This is a genomic window from Leptolyngbya sp. PL-A3, assembly GCF_039962325.1.
In the GTDB taxonomy this organism is placed as follows: domain Bacteria; phylum Cyanobacteriota; class Cyanobacteriia; order Elainellales; family Elainellaceae; genus Vacuolonema.
Genome location: NZ_JAMPLB010000060.1, coordinates 20,990 through 38,797, shown reverse-complemented (window position 1 = coordinate 38,797; position 17,808 = coordinate 20,990). Strand labels below are relative to the sequence as shown.

General features: G+C 52.1%; 14 protein-coding genes. 6 read left to right on the top strand and 8 right to left on the bottom strand.

What is annotated here, in order from left to right; translation table 11 throughout:
* Window positions 1-755 precede the first annotated feature (755 nt).
* Window positions 756-2,663, bottom strand: coding sequence for a glutamine--fructose-6-phosphate transaminase (isomerizing) (gene glmS / locus NDI52_RS27750; protein WP_190770745.1), 1,908 nt, complete (start codon window positions 2,661-2,663; stop codon window positions 756-758).
* Between the two features lie 304 nt (window positions 2,664-2,967).
* A complete protein-coding gene (gene psaC, locus NDI52_RS27745) occupies window positions 2,968-3,213 on the bottom strand; it encodes a photosystem I iron-sulfur center protein PsaC (RefSeq protein WP_006515950.1) in 246 nt (81 codons plus the stop codon).
* Window positions 3,214-3,697: 484 nt separating this feature from the next.
* Here psaC and NDI52_RS27740 point away from each other — a divergent pair, with 484 nt between their 5' ends.
* From NDI52_RS27740 to NDI52_RS27730, 3 genes are all read left to right on the top strand, one after another.
* A complete protein-coding gene (locus NDI52_RS27740; RefSeq protein WP_190770744.1) occupies window positions 3,698-4,024 on the top strand; it encodes a BON domain-containing protein in 327 nt (108 codons plus the stop codon).
* A 125-nt stretch (window positions 4,025-4,149) separates the two neighbouring features.
* The gene (locus NDI52_RS27735) at window positions 4,150-4,680 is read left to right on the top strand and encodes a DUF937 domain-containing protein (protein ID WP_190770743.1); all 531 of its coding nucleotides are present in this window, start codon (window positions 4,150-4,152) and stop codon (window positions 4,678-4,680) included.
* A gap of 148 nt (window positions 4,681-4,828) precedes the next feature.
* Complete coding sequence (locus NDI52_RS27730) at window positions 4,829-6,520, top strand: DUF3352 domain-containing protein (RefSeq protein ID WP_190770742.1); 1,692 nt, start codon at window positions 4,829-4,831, stop codon at window positions 6,518-6,520.
* Between the two features lie 270 nt (window positions 6,521-6,790).
* Here the strand turns inward: NDI52_RS27730 and NDI52_RS27725 are convergent, their stop codons facing one another.
* Both NDI52_RS27725 and NDI52_RS27720 read right to left on the bottom strand, forming a co-directional pair.
* Window positions 6,791-7,024, bottom strand: coding sequence for a hypothetical protein (locus NDI52_RS27725; protein WP_190770741.1), 234 nt, complete (start codon window positions 7,022-7,024; stop codon window positions 6,791-6,793).
* 162 nt (window positions 7,025-7,186) lie between these two features.
* Window positions 7,187-7,378 (bottom strand): hypothetical protein, encoded by a 192-nt coding sequence (locus NDI52_RS27720; RefSeq protein WP_190789411.1) that lies wholly within the window; start codon window positions 7,376-7,378, stop codon window positions 7,187-7,189.
* 146 nt (window positions 7,379-7,524) lie between these two features.
* Between NDI52_RS27720 and serA the strand changes: the two genes are divergently transcribed.
* Entirely contained in the window at window positions 7,525-9,111 is a 1,587-nt protein-coding gene (gene serA / locus NDI52_RS27715) for a phosphoglycerate dehydrogenase (RefSeq protein WP_190770740.1), read from the top strand.
* Window positions 9,112-9,352: 241 nt separating this feature from the next.
* Window positions 9,353-10,255: a 50S ribosomal protein L11 methyltransferase gene (prmA, locus tag NDI52_RS27710; protein WP_190789410.1), complete on the top strand. Its 903-nt coding sequence runs from the start codon at window positions 9,353-9,355 to the stop codon at window positions 10,253-10,255.
* Window positions 10,256-10,435: 180 nt separating this feature from the next.
* Here prmA and gcvP read toward each other — a convergent pair whose 3' ends face one another.
* On the bottom strand, window positions 10,436-13,396 hold the full coding sequence (gcvP, locus tag NDI52_RS27705) for an aminomethyl-transferring glycine dehydrogenase (RefSeq protein WP_190770738.1): 2,961 nt from the start codon (window positions 13,394-13,396) through the stop codon (window positions 10,436-10,438).
* 298 nt (window positions 13,397-13,694) lie between these two features.
* Here gcvP and NDI52_RS27700 point away from each other — a divergent pair, with 298 nt between their 5' ends.
* Window positions 13,695-14,213 carry a DoxX family protein gene (locus NDI52_RS27700; protein WP_190770737.1) on the top strand — a complete coding sequence of 173 codons (519 nt, stop codon included), beginning with the start codon at window positions 13,695-13,697 and terminating at the stop codon, window positions 14,211-14,213.
* 117 nt (window positions 14,214-14,330) lie between these two features.
* Here the strand turns inward: NDI52_RS27700 and NDI52_RS27695 are convergent, their stop codons facing one another.
* The 3 genes from NDI52_RS27695 to NDI52_RS27685 form a co-directional block, all read right to left on the bottom strand.
* Window positions 14,331-14,618: a hypothetical protein gene (locus NDI52_RS27695; protein WP_190770736.1), complete on the bottom strand. Its 288-nt coding sequence runs from the start codon at window positions 14,616-14,618 to the stop codon at window positions 14,331-14,333.
* 540 nt (window positions 14,619-15,158) lie between these two features.
* Window positions 15,159-15,695 (bottom strand): zinc ribbon domain-containing protein, encoded by a 537-nt coding sequence (locus tag NDI52_RS27690; RefSeq protein ID WP_190770735.1) that lies wholly within the window; start codon window positions 15,693-15,695, stop codon window positions 15,159-15,161.
* A 706-nt stretch (window positions 15,696-16,401) separates the two neighbouring features.
* On the bottom strand, window positions 16,402-17,586 hold the full coding sequence (locus NDI52_RS27685) for an NAD(P)H-quinone oxidoreductase subunit H (RefSeq protein ID WP_190770734.1): 1,185 nt from the start codon (window positions 17,584-17,586) through the stop codon (window positions 16,402-16,404).
* Window positions 17,587-17,808: the final 222 nt, after the last annotated feature.

Sequence of the window (17,808 nt, the reverse complement as noted above, 5' to 3'; positions counted from 1 at the left end):
AAACTCCTGACCTCGGAACTCGACAAGATTTCCCCTGAAAGGGTTGCGTCATTGACGTCCTACGATTTCATTCTCGAAGCCCTATTTGGCGCAGCTTCATATTAAAACGGTATCAGCGAACGTTTCAAAGCTTCCCGTACCAAAGCTTCCAAAGAACTTTCCACTCCGGTATCCCCCAACTGATTTCGCCTTTCCTTCGCAGGTTTCTTTCCATTGAATGACGTGGGGCGATCGCAATGCTATCCTTCCACATCATCCAATGACAAAGATGAACAATTCATCCATGTGTTTGGCTGAAAAAACTTAGATCCCCGGTTTTTTTGAAAAACCGGGGATCTGTCGATTTAAGCCCTCTTTCAGCCAGAAATACTCACACCAATCTACACAGAGGTTATTACCAATACCTATAAGGGCAGGTTTTGCCATCAAGCTACTGACGGGGTTAGGAGTTATCTGCCAAACCCGCCCCTACGATTCGCTTACTCATGTTGTCATTTGTTGTGAAACTAAATTTAATTTAGCGTCGCTCATCCATTATCCAAATCCACAAATCTTGAAAGCTCTTGCATGAGTCCCGACAACTCATCGACAAGTCTTTGTCAATCATCGTTGATTTGTAACATCTCAAGGCCCAATATTCACAACTGCTCCACGAGTCTTTGCAAGGCTTCCATAACATTAAAAGCATCGTAAGCGAGAAGAATTACCTCACTCACGATGCTTCACATCTCATCAACGAGCCTTTGTAGCTGGAACTACTCAACCGTTACCGATTTGGCGAGGTTCCGGGGCTGGTCTACGTCTAGACCACGGTGAGCGGCGATGTGGTACGAGAGGAATTGCAGCGGAATCACCGTCAGCAACGGCGAGAGCAATTCATCCACATGGGGCACCGGCAACAGGTTGTCGAAGACCTCGGCAGCTTCGGGATCATCCATCGCGGTCACGCCGATTAGTTGAGCATCGCGAGCCTTGGCCTCCTGGGAGTTAGACAGCACCTTTTCGTAGACTGAACCGGGAACGGCGATCGCCACCACTGGCACCTTCGCATCCAGCAGGGCGATCGGCCCATGCTTCATCTCACCTGCCGGATACCCCTCAGCATGGATGTAGCTGATTTCCTTTAGCTTCAGGGCACCTTCCAGAGCGATCGGATAGTTGATACCTCGCCCCAGGAAGATGAAGTCCTGAGTTTCAGCAAATTGGTGAGAGAGTTCGCCAATGTAGCGTTCCTGCACCTCCAGGATGGATTCGATTTGGGCGGGGAGTTGTCGCAGGCCATCGATAATCTTTTGGAGGCGATCGCCCGAGATCGTGCGACGACGATAGGCCAAGTCCAGCGCTAGACAATAGAAGGCAACCAACTGAGCACTAAAGGTTTTGGTTGCCGCAACCCCGATCTCAATCCCCGCATGGGTATTGATCAGGTTATCTACCAGACGACCCAGAGTGCTATCGAGGCGATTGGTGATGCCCAACATTCGTGCCGCGAACTTAGGCCCCAGATCGACCCGTCGTCGCATTTCCATTTCTAAAGCGGAAAGAGTATCGGCAGTCTCTCCAGATTGTGTCACGCCAATGGTCAGGGTATTGGGCATGAGCGGCGTGGGAGAGTAGCGAAACTCAGAGGCATAGTGAACCTGTGTCGGAATTTCGGCAAGTTGTTCCAACAGGTAGCGCCCGACCAAACCCGCGTGCCAGCTCGTTCCACAAGCCAGAATTTGAATATGCTCAATATCTTCGTAGAAAGACTCCGGTAAGCCCAGATTAATCGGATTAGCCCCTGATTCGGCTGTCCAGCCAGGATCAAGATAGGCCTCTAGCCCCGCCCGCACGACTCCGGGCTGCTCGTAGATTTCCTTCAGCATAAAGTGCTTGAAGCCTTGCTTCTCGACCTGGATGGGGTTCCAGTTGAGAGTTTGAGGGGTCTTGCGGAGGCGATCGCCACCAAAGCTATATACTTCCACACCCATGGGAGTGAGCCGTGCAATCTCGCCATTCTCCAGAGTCAGCACAGTACGGGTGTAGGGCACCAGAGCAGGGGTATCCGACGCGCAGAAGAATTCTCCCTGCCCAAAGCCCACCACCAGAGGGGCCTGCTGTCGCACAGCCAACAACTCGTCAGGGTAGTCAGCAGAAACGATCGCCAGCGCAAAAGCACCGCGCAGGTCACTAACCGCCAGTCGCACAGCTTCCAAAAAGGGCGAAGCAGCACGGGCAGGGACCGTAAGCGCACCCGATTTCAATTGCTGGTAATACTCCGCAACCAGATGGGGAATGACTTCCGTGTCCGTGTCAGAACGGAACTCGTGACCCTTAGCTTTGAGGATTTCACGCAATTCGCGATAATTCTCGACAATGCCATTCTGCACCACGGCAATGCGGCGGGCGGTATCGGTGTGGGGGTGGGCGTTATATTCTTCGGGTTTGCCGTGAGTAGCCCAGCGGGTATGGCCAATTCCGACGCAAGCAGGATTGTCTTCACCTGCGATCTTGTCCTGCAAGTTCTGAAGCTTACCTTTTGCCCGAACACAATGGATTTCACCATTCAGGATGGTAGCCATTCCGGCTGAGTCGTAACCCCGATACTCCAGTTTCCGTAGTCCTTCGAGCAAAATCTGACTGGCCGCCTGCGTTCCGATATAGCCGACGATTCCACACATGGCCAACCCTCCCGTTAAACCACAAAAATTTCACCCCATTTTATCCACAGGATTTACCCATGAGGGCAGAAGGGTGACAAAAGCAAACTAAAAGGAGCGATGGCGCACTCCTGGTTTTCCGTGCGTCATTGCTCCTTTTAGGAGGTTTCTGAGAAACAATATCCCCATTTTTTGGAAATCTCCTTAGAATATCAAGCTTAGTTTTATGGATGTGAGACCCCATAAAACCAAGCAAGAAAAAAGAGGGCCAAGGCCCCCTTTGTTGGATTCTAGAATTTGGTCAACTCGTAGGATTGGGTCAGACCTAGTAGGCCAAGCCCATACTACGGGTTGTCTCAGCACCCAGATAAACCCGAATGCTGAGGAAGTCGGTTGGGCAAGCCGTTTCGCAACGCTTGCAGCCAACGCAGTCTTCGGTACGGGGAGACGATGCGATCTGGCCAGCCTTGCAGCCATCCCAGGGCACCATTTCCAAAACATCGGTGGGGCAAGCGCGGACGCACTGCGTGCAACCGATGCAGGTGTCGTAGATTTTGACTGAATGAGACATTGATATAAGGGCTCCGAACTAGATGATCCTAAGCCAGGTCTCATGGGTTTAGGGCCGTTACCGAGATAGCGATCCCAACCAATCAGGCCATAAGGTCTATCAATCGAAACCTAGTTTACAGCAGGGGTTTTGCCCCACTCTGCAAAACCTAGAAAAACTTCAAAAAGCGTAATATAGGATATTCTGTCTCGACCAGCCAGAGCGGGTTTGCGCTCTCTGTACCCGATCGGCAAACTTAAAGAAATGTAAATAACCTCTCTCTTTCTTCAGAGGAAGCAACAACACTCTTTACTCCACAAAGAGCAACCGTTGTCCCAACCAAAGAGACTTGAATGTAATTCCGGACATTTTTTTAGCTCTGTCTAAAGTATTAAATCGCGTTTTTTGTATTGGCTTACCTTGCCATATTCGTTGAAGATCCAATAGCTTCTCCTTGTACCCCCTTGTGGGACGTTTGGTGTCTCATTTCTTTGGAGAGAGTCCTATGGGTTTCTTTGATCGTTTGTTTGGCCGCAAGAAGAAAGATAACGAGTCTGTGGCGGTTGCTCCTCAGCAGCCTGGTACCCCCGCTGAGAAGGTCGGTCCCGATGGGACGTTTGATGAAAGCGGATTGGCCAAGCGAGTGGCGATCGCTTTCGATAACGATCCTCAGTTAGAGCCGCTGGATCGCCTCTGGATTGCTCAAACCGGTAGCCGAGTCGTGCTGAAGGGTGAAGTTCCTTCCCAAGATTTGCTAAGCCGTGCTGTCAGTATTGCCCGAGGTGTGAATGGCGCAACGGAAGTTGATTCTACCCAGGTAACGGTTGGCTAGTTTCTACTTAAGCGCTCTTAGCTTGGGCTCTGGGGCAGATGCAGCGCGTCTGCCCTCCTAAACTTCTTCTCTACATGCATTGCTATTTGGACGTCAGGAAACATACACGCTGAGGAATTTCGGTTATGCCACTGTTTGATCAAATCTTGGGTGCTATCAATAACCCAAATCAACAGGCCAGCTCTGATCAGCTCGGTACTATTCTGAACACGTTGCAACAGGTAGCGGGTAACCAGGGAACCAACACGGGCACGACCCAGGCCGCCATGTCGGTAGTAGGTAGCTATGTACGTTCGGCCCTGAAGCAGAAGGCCAGCCAGGGCGGCGCAGGGCAGGTTGATTCCATCATGCGTCAATTTGCCGGTACTGGCCCTAACCCAGCCGCTGTGCAAGCGCTCTTTAACCCTTCTCAGCAACAGCAACTGACTCAGACCATTTCCCAAAGAACAGGCTTAAATGCCTCCCAGATCCAAGGCCTGCTCGTTGTTCTGGTGCCTATTGCGCTCAAACTCCTCAGTAGCGGTGCCCAACAGGGTCAGGGTTCAGCCGTGGGTGGCAACTCCGTTTTGGGTGCCTTTATGGATGCTGACGGTGATGGCGATGTGGATATGGGTGATGCTCTATCGATGGCAGGCCGCTACTTAAACCATCGGTAGATAACGTTTGCTTCAAAAGCCTAGATCTGGATGTGGGCGGCGCTCAGCGTCGCCCACATCCAGATCTAGGCTTTTGCAAGGTTATTCTGTTAAATCGAGTACAACAGCAGTAAACTAACAGCGGCGTACCTTTGATTGGGGTGGGTTGATGAGCCTGCGCTCGTTTTATGTGGCACTCAGTGCCGTCGTGGTGGGATCTCTGGTGGCGGCGATCGCCCTCTTTTTCTGGTTAGCGGTCCAAAGCCCGCTGGATGTGTTGTCGGATGGCAAACGTCCTGACCCGGCAGCTGCGGTCTTTGTGCCCAAGCAAGCGCCTGTGATGGCATCTTTGCAGGTCAACCCCGATCGCCTGGAGGCCTTGCGTATTGCGATCGCCAATCCCACCGCCCGTCGTCAGGCTCGTAAGGAAATCGAACAATTTAAGCAGGGCATTCTGTCAGAACGACAGTTGAACTATGCCACAGACATTAAGCCCTGGCTGGGCGACGAAATTACTCTATCTGTCACCACACCTGATCTGGATCGCAACCCAGCTAACGGGCAACAGCCCGGTTACTTGCTAGCCATAGAGACCCAGGACGGCGATCGCGCCCGCGACTTTTTGCAGGTGTTCTGGCAGAAACAGGCGATCGCTGGCTCCGATCTCGTCTTTGAACCCTACGCCGGGGTAAAGCTGATCTACGGGCAAACGGTCGATCAGGCGGCAACAGACGGAATAGTTCAAACCCTGGCAACGACGGTAGTGGTCGATCGCTTCGTCCTCTTTGCTAACTCTCCCAAAGTGTTGCGAGAGGCCATCAACAACGTCCAGGCCCCAGGTCTTAACTTGAGCAGTAATGCTGACTATGAAGCAGCCTTGCGGCGGGTACCCGAGCACACGCTGGGCATGGTGTACGTGAATTTGCCTCAGTTGGGCCAGTGGTTAGGGCAGAGCCGCAGTGCCAGCGCATCTCGGTTTGATCGGGCGATCGCAGCTCTTCAACTCAACCGCTACGGTCTTCTCGCCGATACTGCTCTCCTGACCGCCCCCGGCTTCGAGCTACCCTTTATCCAACCCGTTGCAGATCGCCCCACAACCGCGCTCCAGTTCATGCCAGAGGATACGCCACTGCTGGTTTCCGGGTTGGACTTAAATCAGGTGTGGAATGACCTGAATACAGGATTGCAAGATTTTCCACTCCTGGCAGAGCTGTTTCAGCAGGCCCTCAAGCCCCTGGAGTCACAATGGGGTATGCCCCTCTCTGGCCCTCTACTAAGCTGGGCTGACCAAGAGTTTGCCCTGGGGCTGATGCCGAAAGCGGGTAAAAAGCAGGACTGGCTGGTTGCGGCTCAGGCTACAGAGGCGACCCAGCCGGCACTAGATGAGTTGGATGCGATCGCCCAAAACCAGGGCCTCAGTATTGGCCCCGTCGATTTGAACGGTCAGCCTACCTATACCTGGACTCGCCTTTCCACCGCTGAGGGTCGCTCGCGACGACGCAACACGCCCCAGATCCAGGCCGAAGTGCGGGGGGTCCACACTAACACTCGCGGATTTGAACTGCTGGCAACCTCTCTGGATGCCATGAGCCAGGCACTTCAGGCGCCCTCCCGTTCCCTGGCAGAGCAAGGAGAGTTTAAGGAAGCGATCGCCCCCATCCCTCCTGCAAACAACGGCTTTTTCTACGTCAATTGGTCCGCCGTCAGGCCAGTTCTAGAAAAGCGTATTCCTCTGCTGAAACTGGCAGGATTGTCGGCCCGTCCTATTTTTGATCATGTGCGATCGCTAACATTCAGCAGTGCTGGGGGCGATCAACAGAGTCGACAAGGCACCCTCTTTATCCGTCTATCCGATCGCTAACGATGCAATTTATGAGAAAAAGGGCTTCTAAAAGAAGCCCTTTTTCTCATTTTTCACTAAATTTTGTTACGGCACCACGCACCTACAAAACCCGAGTTCGGTTAAGGGCGTTTTCGAGTGCCGCGCAACGTACGGCACTCGAAAACGCCCTTAACCCGGAACCCGATTACAAAAAATGGCCCCCGCAGAGGCCACACATTGAGGATTCATAGGTATCGCGTAACAAACTTGGGGATCACGGGCTGCGTGGAGAGCCACAGCCCATGAAGCCTATCGGTTCGGCAGCGTCCGGCTAGTATATGCATCGACGACCTGGAAGGCTGGAACCCGATTGCTGTAATCAATTTCGCTACCCGTAAAAGTTTGAGCCAGTGCCTCAAACCCATTCGAGCGCCAGTTCCGCTCATGAATTGGCTTTGTCTGCTCACCTCGGAAGTAGGCTTGAGTTCCAATGACCGCAGCGGCAACCCAGGCTACTCCAAACAACGCAATTAGCAGAACCATGTTGGCCTCCTTATGTAAAGCCCTGTTTCAATCTGTAAATAAATGTAACAGATTATTGCAGGCTTCGGCAAGGTACGGTAATCCGAAAGTGATGAAATAGTCCTGTTTAGTTCGCCTAGGCCCAGGTGAGCCTGGGGTTCGGCTGCAAACTTCTCCGGAAACTTAAGGAAACCGAACCTGATAATGGCGATCGCGAAAACTTTCTGCCATTCTCCAGGGCATTACCGCTTTGCAGTAAAATGACCCTTTGTAGAAGTTTTCAATCCTTCCTATAAACGGGCCGTTAAGCCCAATCAGATCAGAGCTTTCAGTCCGGAAGCCACGCTGCTTTGGTGCTAAGTTGACTGGAATCATTCCCGTCGGGATGGTAATGCTCGTGTTTTTGAAAAGTTCATCTTTTATGCGTCTTACGCCCAAAAAATGAACCCTCACAGGGTCTTTTCAAGAATGCGCTTGCCTTCCCCTGATCACTCGTCGTCTATTGCCACTCATTTCCCATCATGCCCAAGGTTCTCGTTTCTGACCCGATTGATCAGGTTGGTATCGACATCCTCTCCCAGGTTGCGCAGGTCGATGTCAAAACCGGTTTGACACCAGAAGAACTGGTGCAAATTATTCCCGATTACGATGCTCTGATGATTCGCTCGGGCACTCGTGTCACCGCCGAAATCATCGAAGCCGGTAAACAACTCAAAATTATCGGCCGCGCTGGTGTTGGCGTCGATAACGTAGACGTGAAAAGTGCCACCCGCCAGGGCATTCTGGTGGTCAATTCCCCCGAAGGAAACACTATTGCGGCAGCGGAGCATGCGCTCGCCATGATGCTCTCGCTCTCCCGCCATATCCCCGCTGCCAACCAGTCCGTTAAGGAAGGCAAGTGGGAACGGGGCAAATTCCTGGGGGTTGAAGTTTACAAGAAGACCCTCGGTGTGGTCGGTCTGGGTAAGATCGGCTCCCACGTTGCTACGGTTGCACGGGCAATGGGGATGCAAGTGCTGGCCTATGATCCCTTTCTTTCCAAGGAACGGGCTGAGCAATTAGGCGTTCATCTGGTCGAACTCGATCTGCTGATGCGCGAGTCTGACTACATTACGCTGCACCTGCCCAAGACCCCCGAAACCTACCACATGATCAATGCCGATACGCTGGCGAAGATGAAGCCGACGGCACGGCTGATCAACTGCGCTCGGGGCGGCATTATTGATGAGGCAGCTCTGGCTAAAGCGCTGCAAGAGGGTCAAATTGCTGGAGCCGCACTGGACGTATTTGAGAGCGAACCCCTGGGTGAGTCTGTCCTGCGGGAAGTGGGCCGGGAGATCATCTTGACGCCTCACCTGGGCGCTTCCACTGAAGAAGCGCAGGTAAACGTGGCGATTGATGTGGCCGAGCAAATCCGTGATGTATTGCTGGGCCTGCCGGCTCGCTCGGCGGTCAACATCCCCGGTCTGCGGCCCGAGGTTCTGGAGAAGCTACGTCCTTACATGGATTTGGCAGAAACTCTCGGCAACCTGATCAGCCAGCTTACGGGTGGGCGTGTTGAGAACTTCAACATCCGCTTACAGGGTGAAGTTGCCAATAATGAGAGCCAACCCGTTGTAGTAGCGGGCCTGAAGGGGCTGCTGTCCCATGCTCTGCAAGAGCGCGTTAACTACGTGAACGCCAGCATTGAGGCGAAGGAACGAGGTATCCACGTTACCGAAGTTCGGGATGCCACTACGAAGGATTACACGGGTTCGATTCGGATTTCGGCCGACGGTCCGCTTGGAGAACACACAGTTTCCGGAGCACTGTTGGGAGACAACGAAATTCGTATTACCAGCATCAATGATTTCCCGATTAACGTGCCCCCCAGCCGGTATATGTTATTTACCCTGCATCGTGACATGCCGGGCATTATTGGCCAGTTAGGTTCCCTATTGGGCAACTTTAACGTCAACATTGCCAGCATGCAGGTGGGTCGCAAAATCGTGCGGGGCGACGCGGTCATGGTACTCAGTTTGGATGATCCCTTACCAGAAGGGGTACTCACTGAGATTACTCAACTGGCTGGCATTCGGGATGCTTATACCATTACGCTGCCTGCGTAGGGTTTGGGTAATTTGTTAGAGTCGAGTTCCGGCCTGACACATTGAATTGATGCGTCTCGTATGGGCTCAGGTTGTTTGTCAGGATCATCGCTCGATACTGACAGATCAAATCCAAGGATTTTTTGAGGGGTTAAAGCCCCCTCAAAAAATCCTTAATGGAGGAGTAGCCTAGCCTTAGAAAGCCTATTTTTGAGGCTTAAGGTCAACCTGGCGCAGCCATGATCGAAACACTGGAGGAACTTTGGCGACAAGTTGGTGGGAGATTCGGGTACTCTGTGACCCTGACGCGGAAGACCTGGTTTTCTGGCGGCTGACGGACTTTGGCAGCCAGGGAACTTCCAGTGAAACGGCAGGCCATACCAAGCTGGTACGGGCTTATTTGCCTCAACAGCAAGTCAAGTTATTGGATTTATCCGCTCTAGCCCTGTTACTCAAACAAGATGCTCTGTGTGCCGGGTTGCCGATCCCCGATATGCAATGGCAGATGATTGAGGAGGAGGACTGGTCGAGTACTTGGAAGCAGTATTGGGCACCTCAAGAGGTGGGCGATCGCTTCCTCATTAACCCGGCATGGCTCCCCGAGCCGGAACAAACGGATCGGCTGGTCATTCGCCTCGATCCTGGCTTTGCCTTTGGTACGGGTAGCCACGCCACTACCCAGCTCTGCCTGGAAGCGCTGGAAATGCGGTTAGATGAGTCACCTCGCGATCCCAATGCTAAAGTTGTCATCGCAGATATTGGCTGCGGTTCTGGGATTCTCTCCCTGGGGGCAATCCTGTTGGGGGCCGATTGGGTGTTGGCGGTCGACACCGATCCTTTAGCGATTGAAGCCACTCAGACCAGCCTGGAATTAAATAATCTACCAAGCGATCGCCTGGTTACCACGAAGGGTAGCCTCAGCACCATCTCAGAACTCACCTCAGAACCCGTCGATGGGATTCTCTGCAATATCCTGGCAGAGACAATTGTGGATTTGATTCCGGGATTTGGGGCAATTTCCAAACCAACCACCTGGGGTATTCTCAGCGGCATTTTGCTCGAACAGGTGAAACCGGTTGCAGACACCCTGGAGGAAAACGGTTGGGTTGTTGCAACCCTCTGGCGACGAGGCGAGTGGTGCTGTTTAAATATTCGCCGAACGTAATTTGCATAGTCAATCAAAAGGAGAGAGGCGGGGCTTTGTCCCGCCTCTCTCCTTTTGATTGAGACCAGTTTATTTTTGCAAATGGTTGCGGTCGCGGCTCCAGATGCTAGAGCATGTTTTAGGGCTGACTGAAGGCGTTGTTTTTCGGACGCGAGGCACCCGAAAAACAACAGAGTGAACCTACTGGGCGTAGGCTTCCATCGGTAGGCAGGCACAGACGAGATTGCGATCGCCATAGGCATTATCCACTCGCGCCACCGCAGGCCAGAATTTACCCTCCCGCGTCCAGGCAGTGGGGTAAGCAGCCCGTTCCCGAGAATAGGGGCGTTCCCAAACATCACTCGTCACGACCGCAGCAGGATGGGGCGCATGCTTCAGCAAGTTATCCTGAGCATGGGCCTTGCCCTCCTCGATCTCGCGAATTTCCTCACGAATGGCGATCATTGCATCGCAGAACCGATCTAGCTCCGCTAACGATTCGCTCTCGGTCGGCTCAACCATGATAGTGCCAGCCACCGGCCAAGACATGGTGGGTGGGTGAAAACCATAGTCGATCAGACGCTTCGCTACATCTTCCGCTTCAATACCCGCTGTCTTCTTGAATTGACGCAAGTCCACAATACATTCATGGGCAACGCGACCATTGCGACCCTTGTAAAGGATGGAATAGTGCCCCTCCAGACGCTTGGCAATGTAGTTTGCGTTAAGGATAGCGATTTCGGTAGCGCGGGTTAACCCCTCGCCACCCATTAGGGCAATGTACATCCAGGAAATTGGCAAGATGCTGCTACTTCCCCAGGGAGCTGCGGAGACAGCACCAATACGTTCCTGCCCCTCCAGGGTGACCACAGTATGGCCTGGCAGATAAGGTACCAGGTGAGCAGCGACCCCAATCGGTCCCATACCAGGCCCGCCACCACCATGGGGAATGCAGAAGGTTTTATGCAAGTTGAGATGACAGACATCAGCGCCCAGCTCAGCGGGACGACAGAGGCCGACCTGAGCATTGAGATTGGCCCCATCCATATACACCTGGCCACCGTGAGTGTGGATGATGTCACAGATCTGCTGAATGCCCTCCTCAAATACCCCGTGAGTAGAGGGGTAAGTCACCATCAGCGCAGACAGCTGGGCACTATGCTTTTCTGCCTTGGCTTTCAGGTCAGCCATGTCGATGTTCCCATCGTTATCACAAACAACGGGAACCACCTTCATGCCGGCCATAACCGCACTGGCGGGGTTCGTGCCGTGAGCGGATTCCGGAATCAGACAGACTGTGCGATCGCCATCTCCCCGCTGCTGATGGTACTCCCGAATCACCAGCAAACCCGCATACTCTCCTTGAGAACCCGCATTTGGCTGTAAGGAGATAGCCGCAAACCCGGTAATTTCTGCCAGCCAATCTTCCAGTTGACGGAACATGGTTTGATAGCCCTGAGCCTGATCCAACGGAACAAATGGATGAATTTGCCCAAACTCCGGCCAAGTGATAGGGATCATCTCACTGGTCGCGTTCAGCTTCATGGTGCAAGAGCCCAGCGGAATCATCGCCGTTGCCAGAGACAAATCCTTCATTTGCAGGCGATACATGTAGCGCAGCAATTCCGTCTCAGAGTGATAGCGCTGGAATACGGGATGGGTCAGATAGGGCGATGTACGTTGTAGAGCCACAGGCACCGGGGAGGGACCATATTGCAGGCTGACAGATTTATCAGGGGCAAATAGGTTCAATAGAGCCTGGACATCATCCGGTGTCGTCGTCTCATCCAGGGTAATGGTGAAGGTATCGGAATCAAGATGGCGCAGATTGATGCGGTTTGCGATCGCCCGCTCTCCAATTACCGCCGCCTGCTCGGCCTCCACAGTCACGCGCACCGTGTCAAAAAAGGGTTCCCCCAGGCTATACCCGAAGCTTCGTAACCCTTGAGCCAGGGCAGTTGTTAGCTGGTGAATCCGAGTCGCAATGCGCTTCAGTCCTTCCGGCCCGTGGTACACCGCATACATAGAAGCGATGACAGCCAACAGAACTTGAGCGGTACAAATGTTACTGGTCGCCTTATCCCGCCGGATGTGTTGCTCACGGGTTTGCAGCGCCAAACGCAACGCTGGGTTTCCTAATACATCTTTGGAAACTCCCACGAGACGACCGGGAATCTGTCGCTTGTAGGCTTCACGGGTTGCGAAGTAAGCGGCATGGGGGCCACCATAACCCAGGGGCACTCCAAAACGCTGGGTATTACCCACTACAATGTCGGCACCAAACTCACCGGGGGGCTTCAACAGCGTTAGAGCCAGGAGATCCGCCGCTACGGTGACGAGGGCTCCAGCTGCATGGGCCTGCTCAATCAACGCGGAATAGTCATAGATGCTGCCATCGGTAGCAGGGTATTGCAGCAGCACTCCAAAGATGGACGCATCAACCTCTAATTTCTGGTGATCGCCCACAACTACGTCAATTCCCAAGGGTAAAGCCCGAGTACGAATCACATCAATGGTTTGAGGGTGGCAGGCTTCAGAAACCCAAAAGGTAGTGGCTTTGCCCTTGTTGAGGCCATAGCTCATCGCCATCGCTTCAGCAGCAGCGGTCGCCTCATCGAGGAGGGAGGCGTTCGCGATCGCCATTCCCGTCAAATCCGTCACCAAAGTTTGATAATTCAGCAATGCTTCGAGACGCCCTTGAGCAATTTCCGGTTGATAGGGGGTGTACTGGGTATACCAGCCGGGGTTTTCCAGAATGTTGCGCTGGATAACAGGCGGTGTAATGCAGTTGGCATAGCCCATGCCAATGTAGGAGCGGAAGATCTGGTTTTGGGAGGCGATCGCCTTTAACTCCTGTAGCAATTCTGCTTCACTCCGCCCCGCACCTAGCTTCAGGGGTTGCTTCACCCGCAAACTGGCTGGAACCGTTTGGTCAATCAACTCCGCCAAAGTTGCTACATCCAAAACCTGAAGCATTTGCGCCAACTCAGCTTCCCGTGGCCCCACGTGCCGGGGTACAAAATCATCGGGGGGAGCGAGAGCGCTGGTTTTTGCCCCATTGGTCGCTCCATTGTGATTTGAGGTGCCATTACTAGAGCCCTCATTTCTGACAGCAGGGCTCGCATCCGAGGAGCGTAACTGAGTGGAAAATTCTGAAGACATAGGTGTAGAAGACTGACCTTCGGGTACGGAATCAAGCATCAAGAGAGCATTTCAAGGGGAAGTAGGCGCCTTCGGCTCCACCGCTCACTCGGCGATCGCACCCATAACCCCAGCAGAATAAGCCCAGTTTCAACTCTCTCTCTGACTATTCTGCAACAATTTGCAATAAAACAGCGCAGAGGAAGAACAAGCACCTTTTGAAAAGATGAGAGTGCTTGATCCACATACATTAAAATTAGTTTATATTACTTAATAAGAGTGCTTATAGAAACTCAACATACTTTTGGCGGCATACATCATGATTCAGCGTCTCTCCACTCTGGTTCTGGCCGTATTGCGGCCGAACCTTGTTCCGAATTATGCCTCCCAGGCAGCCTGGTTGATTCTGCGTGTGGTGGCAGGTCTGGTAATGATTCACAACGGATTGGACAAGCTTTCCAATATCGAAAGCTTTGCTGAAGCTTATGTGAAGGTGATTGGGTTGCCGTTTCCCATCTTCTTTAGTTACCTGGCTGGTTATACCGAGCTGCTAGCAGCACCGTTGCTCGCTGTTGGGTTATTGACTCGTCCGGCAGCCTTAGGGTTGTTCTCGACCATGCTGGTCGCGATGTACCACCACATTAAGGTGGCGGGATTCAGCATTCCCTACCTGGAGCTGTCGATGCTGTATGCCGCCTGCTTCCTGGTGTTCCTGATTAATGGAGCCGGTTTGTTTTCCCTGGATGCGTTAGTAGCAGGTTGGTTAAATGCAATGCTACCGACTCATGCCAGCGTAGCGGCCCCGGCAACTGCACCTCAGAAAGCAAATGTAAGGTAATTTTGATCGCTGATAGCATTAGCTATTAAAAAGAGTGGGAGCTTGGCTCCCACTCTTTTTAATACGGAAGAAACCAGGCAAAGTCCTGTTCTTCCCAAATTGAAGTTGGCTTGAGAATTACCAGGTTTTGAGGCGAGAATCATCGACGGGCAACGATAGTACAAGCTCACCTCGCCACAAAATATTAATCTGGTGAGCAATTCTAAGCTGAGCAATAGGTTCTTGTAAGATGGCAGCGGCAGCAGATAGTTCTTCGGCGATTTTGCGATCGCGGCAATCAATTTTTAATACACCCCAACGGCGAAAAACTTTACACCTTTGCAGGTTTTGAATTTGCCGAAGTTGTGGCAGGTCTTCCCGGTAATAATCCAACACTAGCCGAGTAAGTTGCCCATACCAGTTCATATTAATTAGCCCTTCTCACGACTCGACAACGGGAAACAATAACAGCCTCAGCAACAAGTAAAGGGCACATATCCAGAGGTTGTTACAATCCTTTAACACCTCCCAGTTATGCGCTTGCCTATTGCATCCTATGCTTCCATTCAATCGCAGGATTCTGATTCCCTGGCCGTCTTGCAAGAAGATTTAACGACTACAAATTCATTCATTTTTCTTTAGAAAAGCCAGGTTCCTTTCCTCATGGCGATCCCAGAACAAAGTTGAGAAACATGTAAAAACATTAATATTAATAACTTGCAGTGTTTCTTAAAGAAACAACATCATTAAGCTTGCGTTTCAGCCAGCGCACCCATCACAATGCAGCAGCTAGAGCCAACTTGCATCAGTCTTGCGAGGATAGAAAAAGGGATGTTGGAATTGGCGCAGGATGGATAGGAATTTAGCCGTATTGATCTTGTACAAAGTAGAACCCCGATTTTTGAGGAAAGCTTGACTACGCCGAGCTTTCCTCAAAAAATCGGGGTTCTATTAAACTCACAACCCTTAGGATTGCGTCAATTCCCCCAAGCGATGCCCACAACTGGAGCAGAAGCGATCGCCCACCCGCACTGGCTGTCCGCACTGAGGACAAAACTTTCGCATTGGGTCTGGAGTGGAAGCGTTGCCCATTTGCATCTCCATGTCTCCCATCCGCATACGCATGGGATTCATCTGCATCGGCGGCAGGGGTTGCATGGGTGGCAATGGGGCCATGGGAGGCATTGCCCCTGGGACTGAATGGGTGCGCTGCGTTAGGGGTATAACATCTGCTGCTGCCAGGTTGGGTGACGTGTTAAGAGCCTGAACACCACCTGGTTGGATTTGCACATAGGTTTGTCCCGATTCGCCCTCGATTCGCAGGATGAACCCTTGAGGTGTACGAAAAAGAGTGGGAGGCACGGTCCAGAAACCAGTCAGAAAGGCGATCGTCTGGCTCTGCTGTTGGCCAGCGTTACCCTGAAGAGTCGTTAAACGGGTTTGCCCAGCCTCATTGTCCACATAGAGTTGCCACCCTTCGGCTAATGTTGCCCCATATCCCATGACGCCCTCCTTATTTCTGTTAAACGGTGTGAACCGTTGCAACTGCTAAACAAGCCGTTGAGAACCGAAACCTTGATCGTTTGCTCAAGCTCGTACCCAAAATCCGCAGCGCCATTTTTTGGCAAGTATAACAATGCTGAGGGAACGTAAAGGTTTTATGTGAGCACTCTCACACTAGTTCAACTGGGTTTAGGGTTAACTCGCCAGGTATGTTTTGGGACGTAAAATCCTGGATTTCACGTCCCAAAACATACTGGAATCAGCATGGCTGGAAGGGCGATCGCCTACCTACTTAAGCATTACCTGAACAAAGAAACGTAATTCCAACAACGAGAAACACCCCAGGCAATTTTAAGGCCGAATAGTCTTCGCGAAATAGAACGGCGCTGAAAAGAACAGCCAACACCGCCTCCAAACCCTTGAACGAAGCCAGGCTGGATAATATTAAAAGCTGATTGAAAAGCCATGAAAAAGGTATTTTCCGCGTCCTAAAGGCACGGAAAATTACCTTCTTCAATAGGTTCTTAAAAACCGTTTTAAACAGTTAGTTTTCTCACTTTTTAGAACACGGAAATCAACCGTTTCAAACAACTTTTACGGCTCAATTAGGAGAGCTTGAGAACAGCACAAACGGGTTAAAGAAGTAATAAAAATGCGCTGTGCTTTGCCACAGCGCATTTTTCTAGAACGAATTGCGATCGCTCAATTAACGGTCAACAGAACCCATAATGATGTCAATGCTACCGAGAATTGCCACAATGTCTGCGACCTTCACCCCTTTCAGAATGTGGGGCAGAATTTGCAGGTTCACAAAGTCAGCAGCGCGGATCTTGAAGCGCCAGGGGAAGACGTTGTCATCACCAATCACATAGATACCCAACTCACCCTTACCGCTTTCCACACGGACGTAGTTTTCGCCCTTGGGAATCTTAAAGGTGGGAGCAATCTTCTTACCAATGAACTGGTAGTCAAAGGTGTTCCACTCTGACTTGGGACCACCAGCCATGCGCTGGGCTTCCAAGTTCTCGTAGGGACCGCCGGGCAGACCCTTGAGAGCCTGACGAATAATCTTGATGGATTCACGCATTTCACGAATCCGCACCACGTAGCGGGCGAAGCAGTCGCCAGCGGTTTCCCAGTGAACGTCCCAGTCGAAGTCGTCGTAGCACTCGTAGTGGTCAACCTTGCGCAAGTCCCACTGCACGCCAGAGCCACGCAGCATGGGGCCAGATAGACCCCAGTTGATCGCCTGGTCACGGGTAATCGTGCCCACCCCTTCCACACGACGGCGGAAGATGGGGTTGTCGGTGATCAGCTTCTCGTACTCATCCACCTTGGGCAGGAAGTAGTCACAGAAGTCGTAGCACTTATCCACCCAACCATAGGGCAGGTCAGCGGCTACACCGCCAATGCGCCAGTAGTTGTTGTTGACCATGCGATAGCCCGTTGCAGCTTCCCACAGGTCATAGATCAGCTCCCGCTCACGGAAGATGTAGAAGAAAGGAGTTTGAGCACCCACGTCTGCCATGAAGGGGCCAAGCCACAGCAGGTGGTTGGCAATCCGGTTCAGCTCCAACATAATGACGCGGATGTAGCTGGCGCGGCGGGGAATGGGCACATCTGCCAGTTTCTCAATGGCGTTGACCACAACCGCCTCGTTGAACATCCCTTCCGCGTAGTCCCAGCGGCTTACATAGGGGATGTACATGATGGGAGTGCGATTTTCTGCGATCTTCTCCATGCCCCGGTGGAGGTAGCCAATGACAGGTTCGCAGTCGATCACATCTTCGCCGTCCAGGGTCACAATCAGGCGCAACACCCCGTGCATTGACGGGTGGTGTGGCCCCATGTTGAGAACCATGGGTTCGGTTTTAGTTTCGATCATCGGCATAGCGGTGCTCTCTCCTGGTACGTGAAATTCGGGGTAGGGTTAGAAGAATCGAGATTAGCCGGGAGACTGTGCTGGATACTCTTAAGATTATGAAGGATTTTATAGCCTTCTGTAAGCAGTCTGAGGCTTGGGGTCAATTACTTTTCAGTAGTCTATGCATAAGTTTTACTGCATAGATTTTTTTCAATAACTATGCTGCGGTAGGTGGATAGCTAACACAAA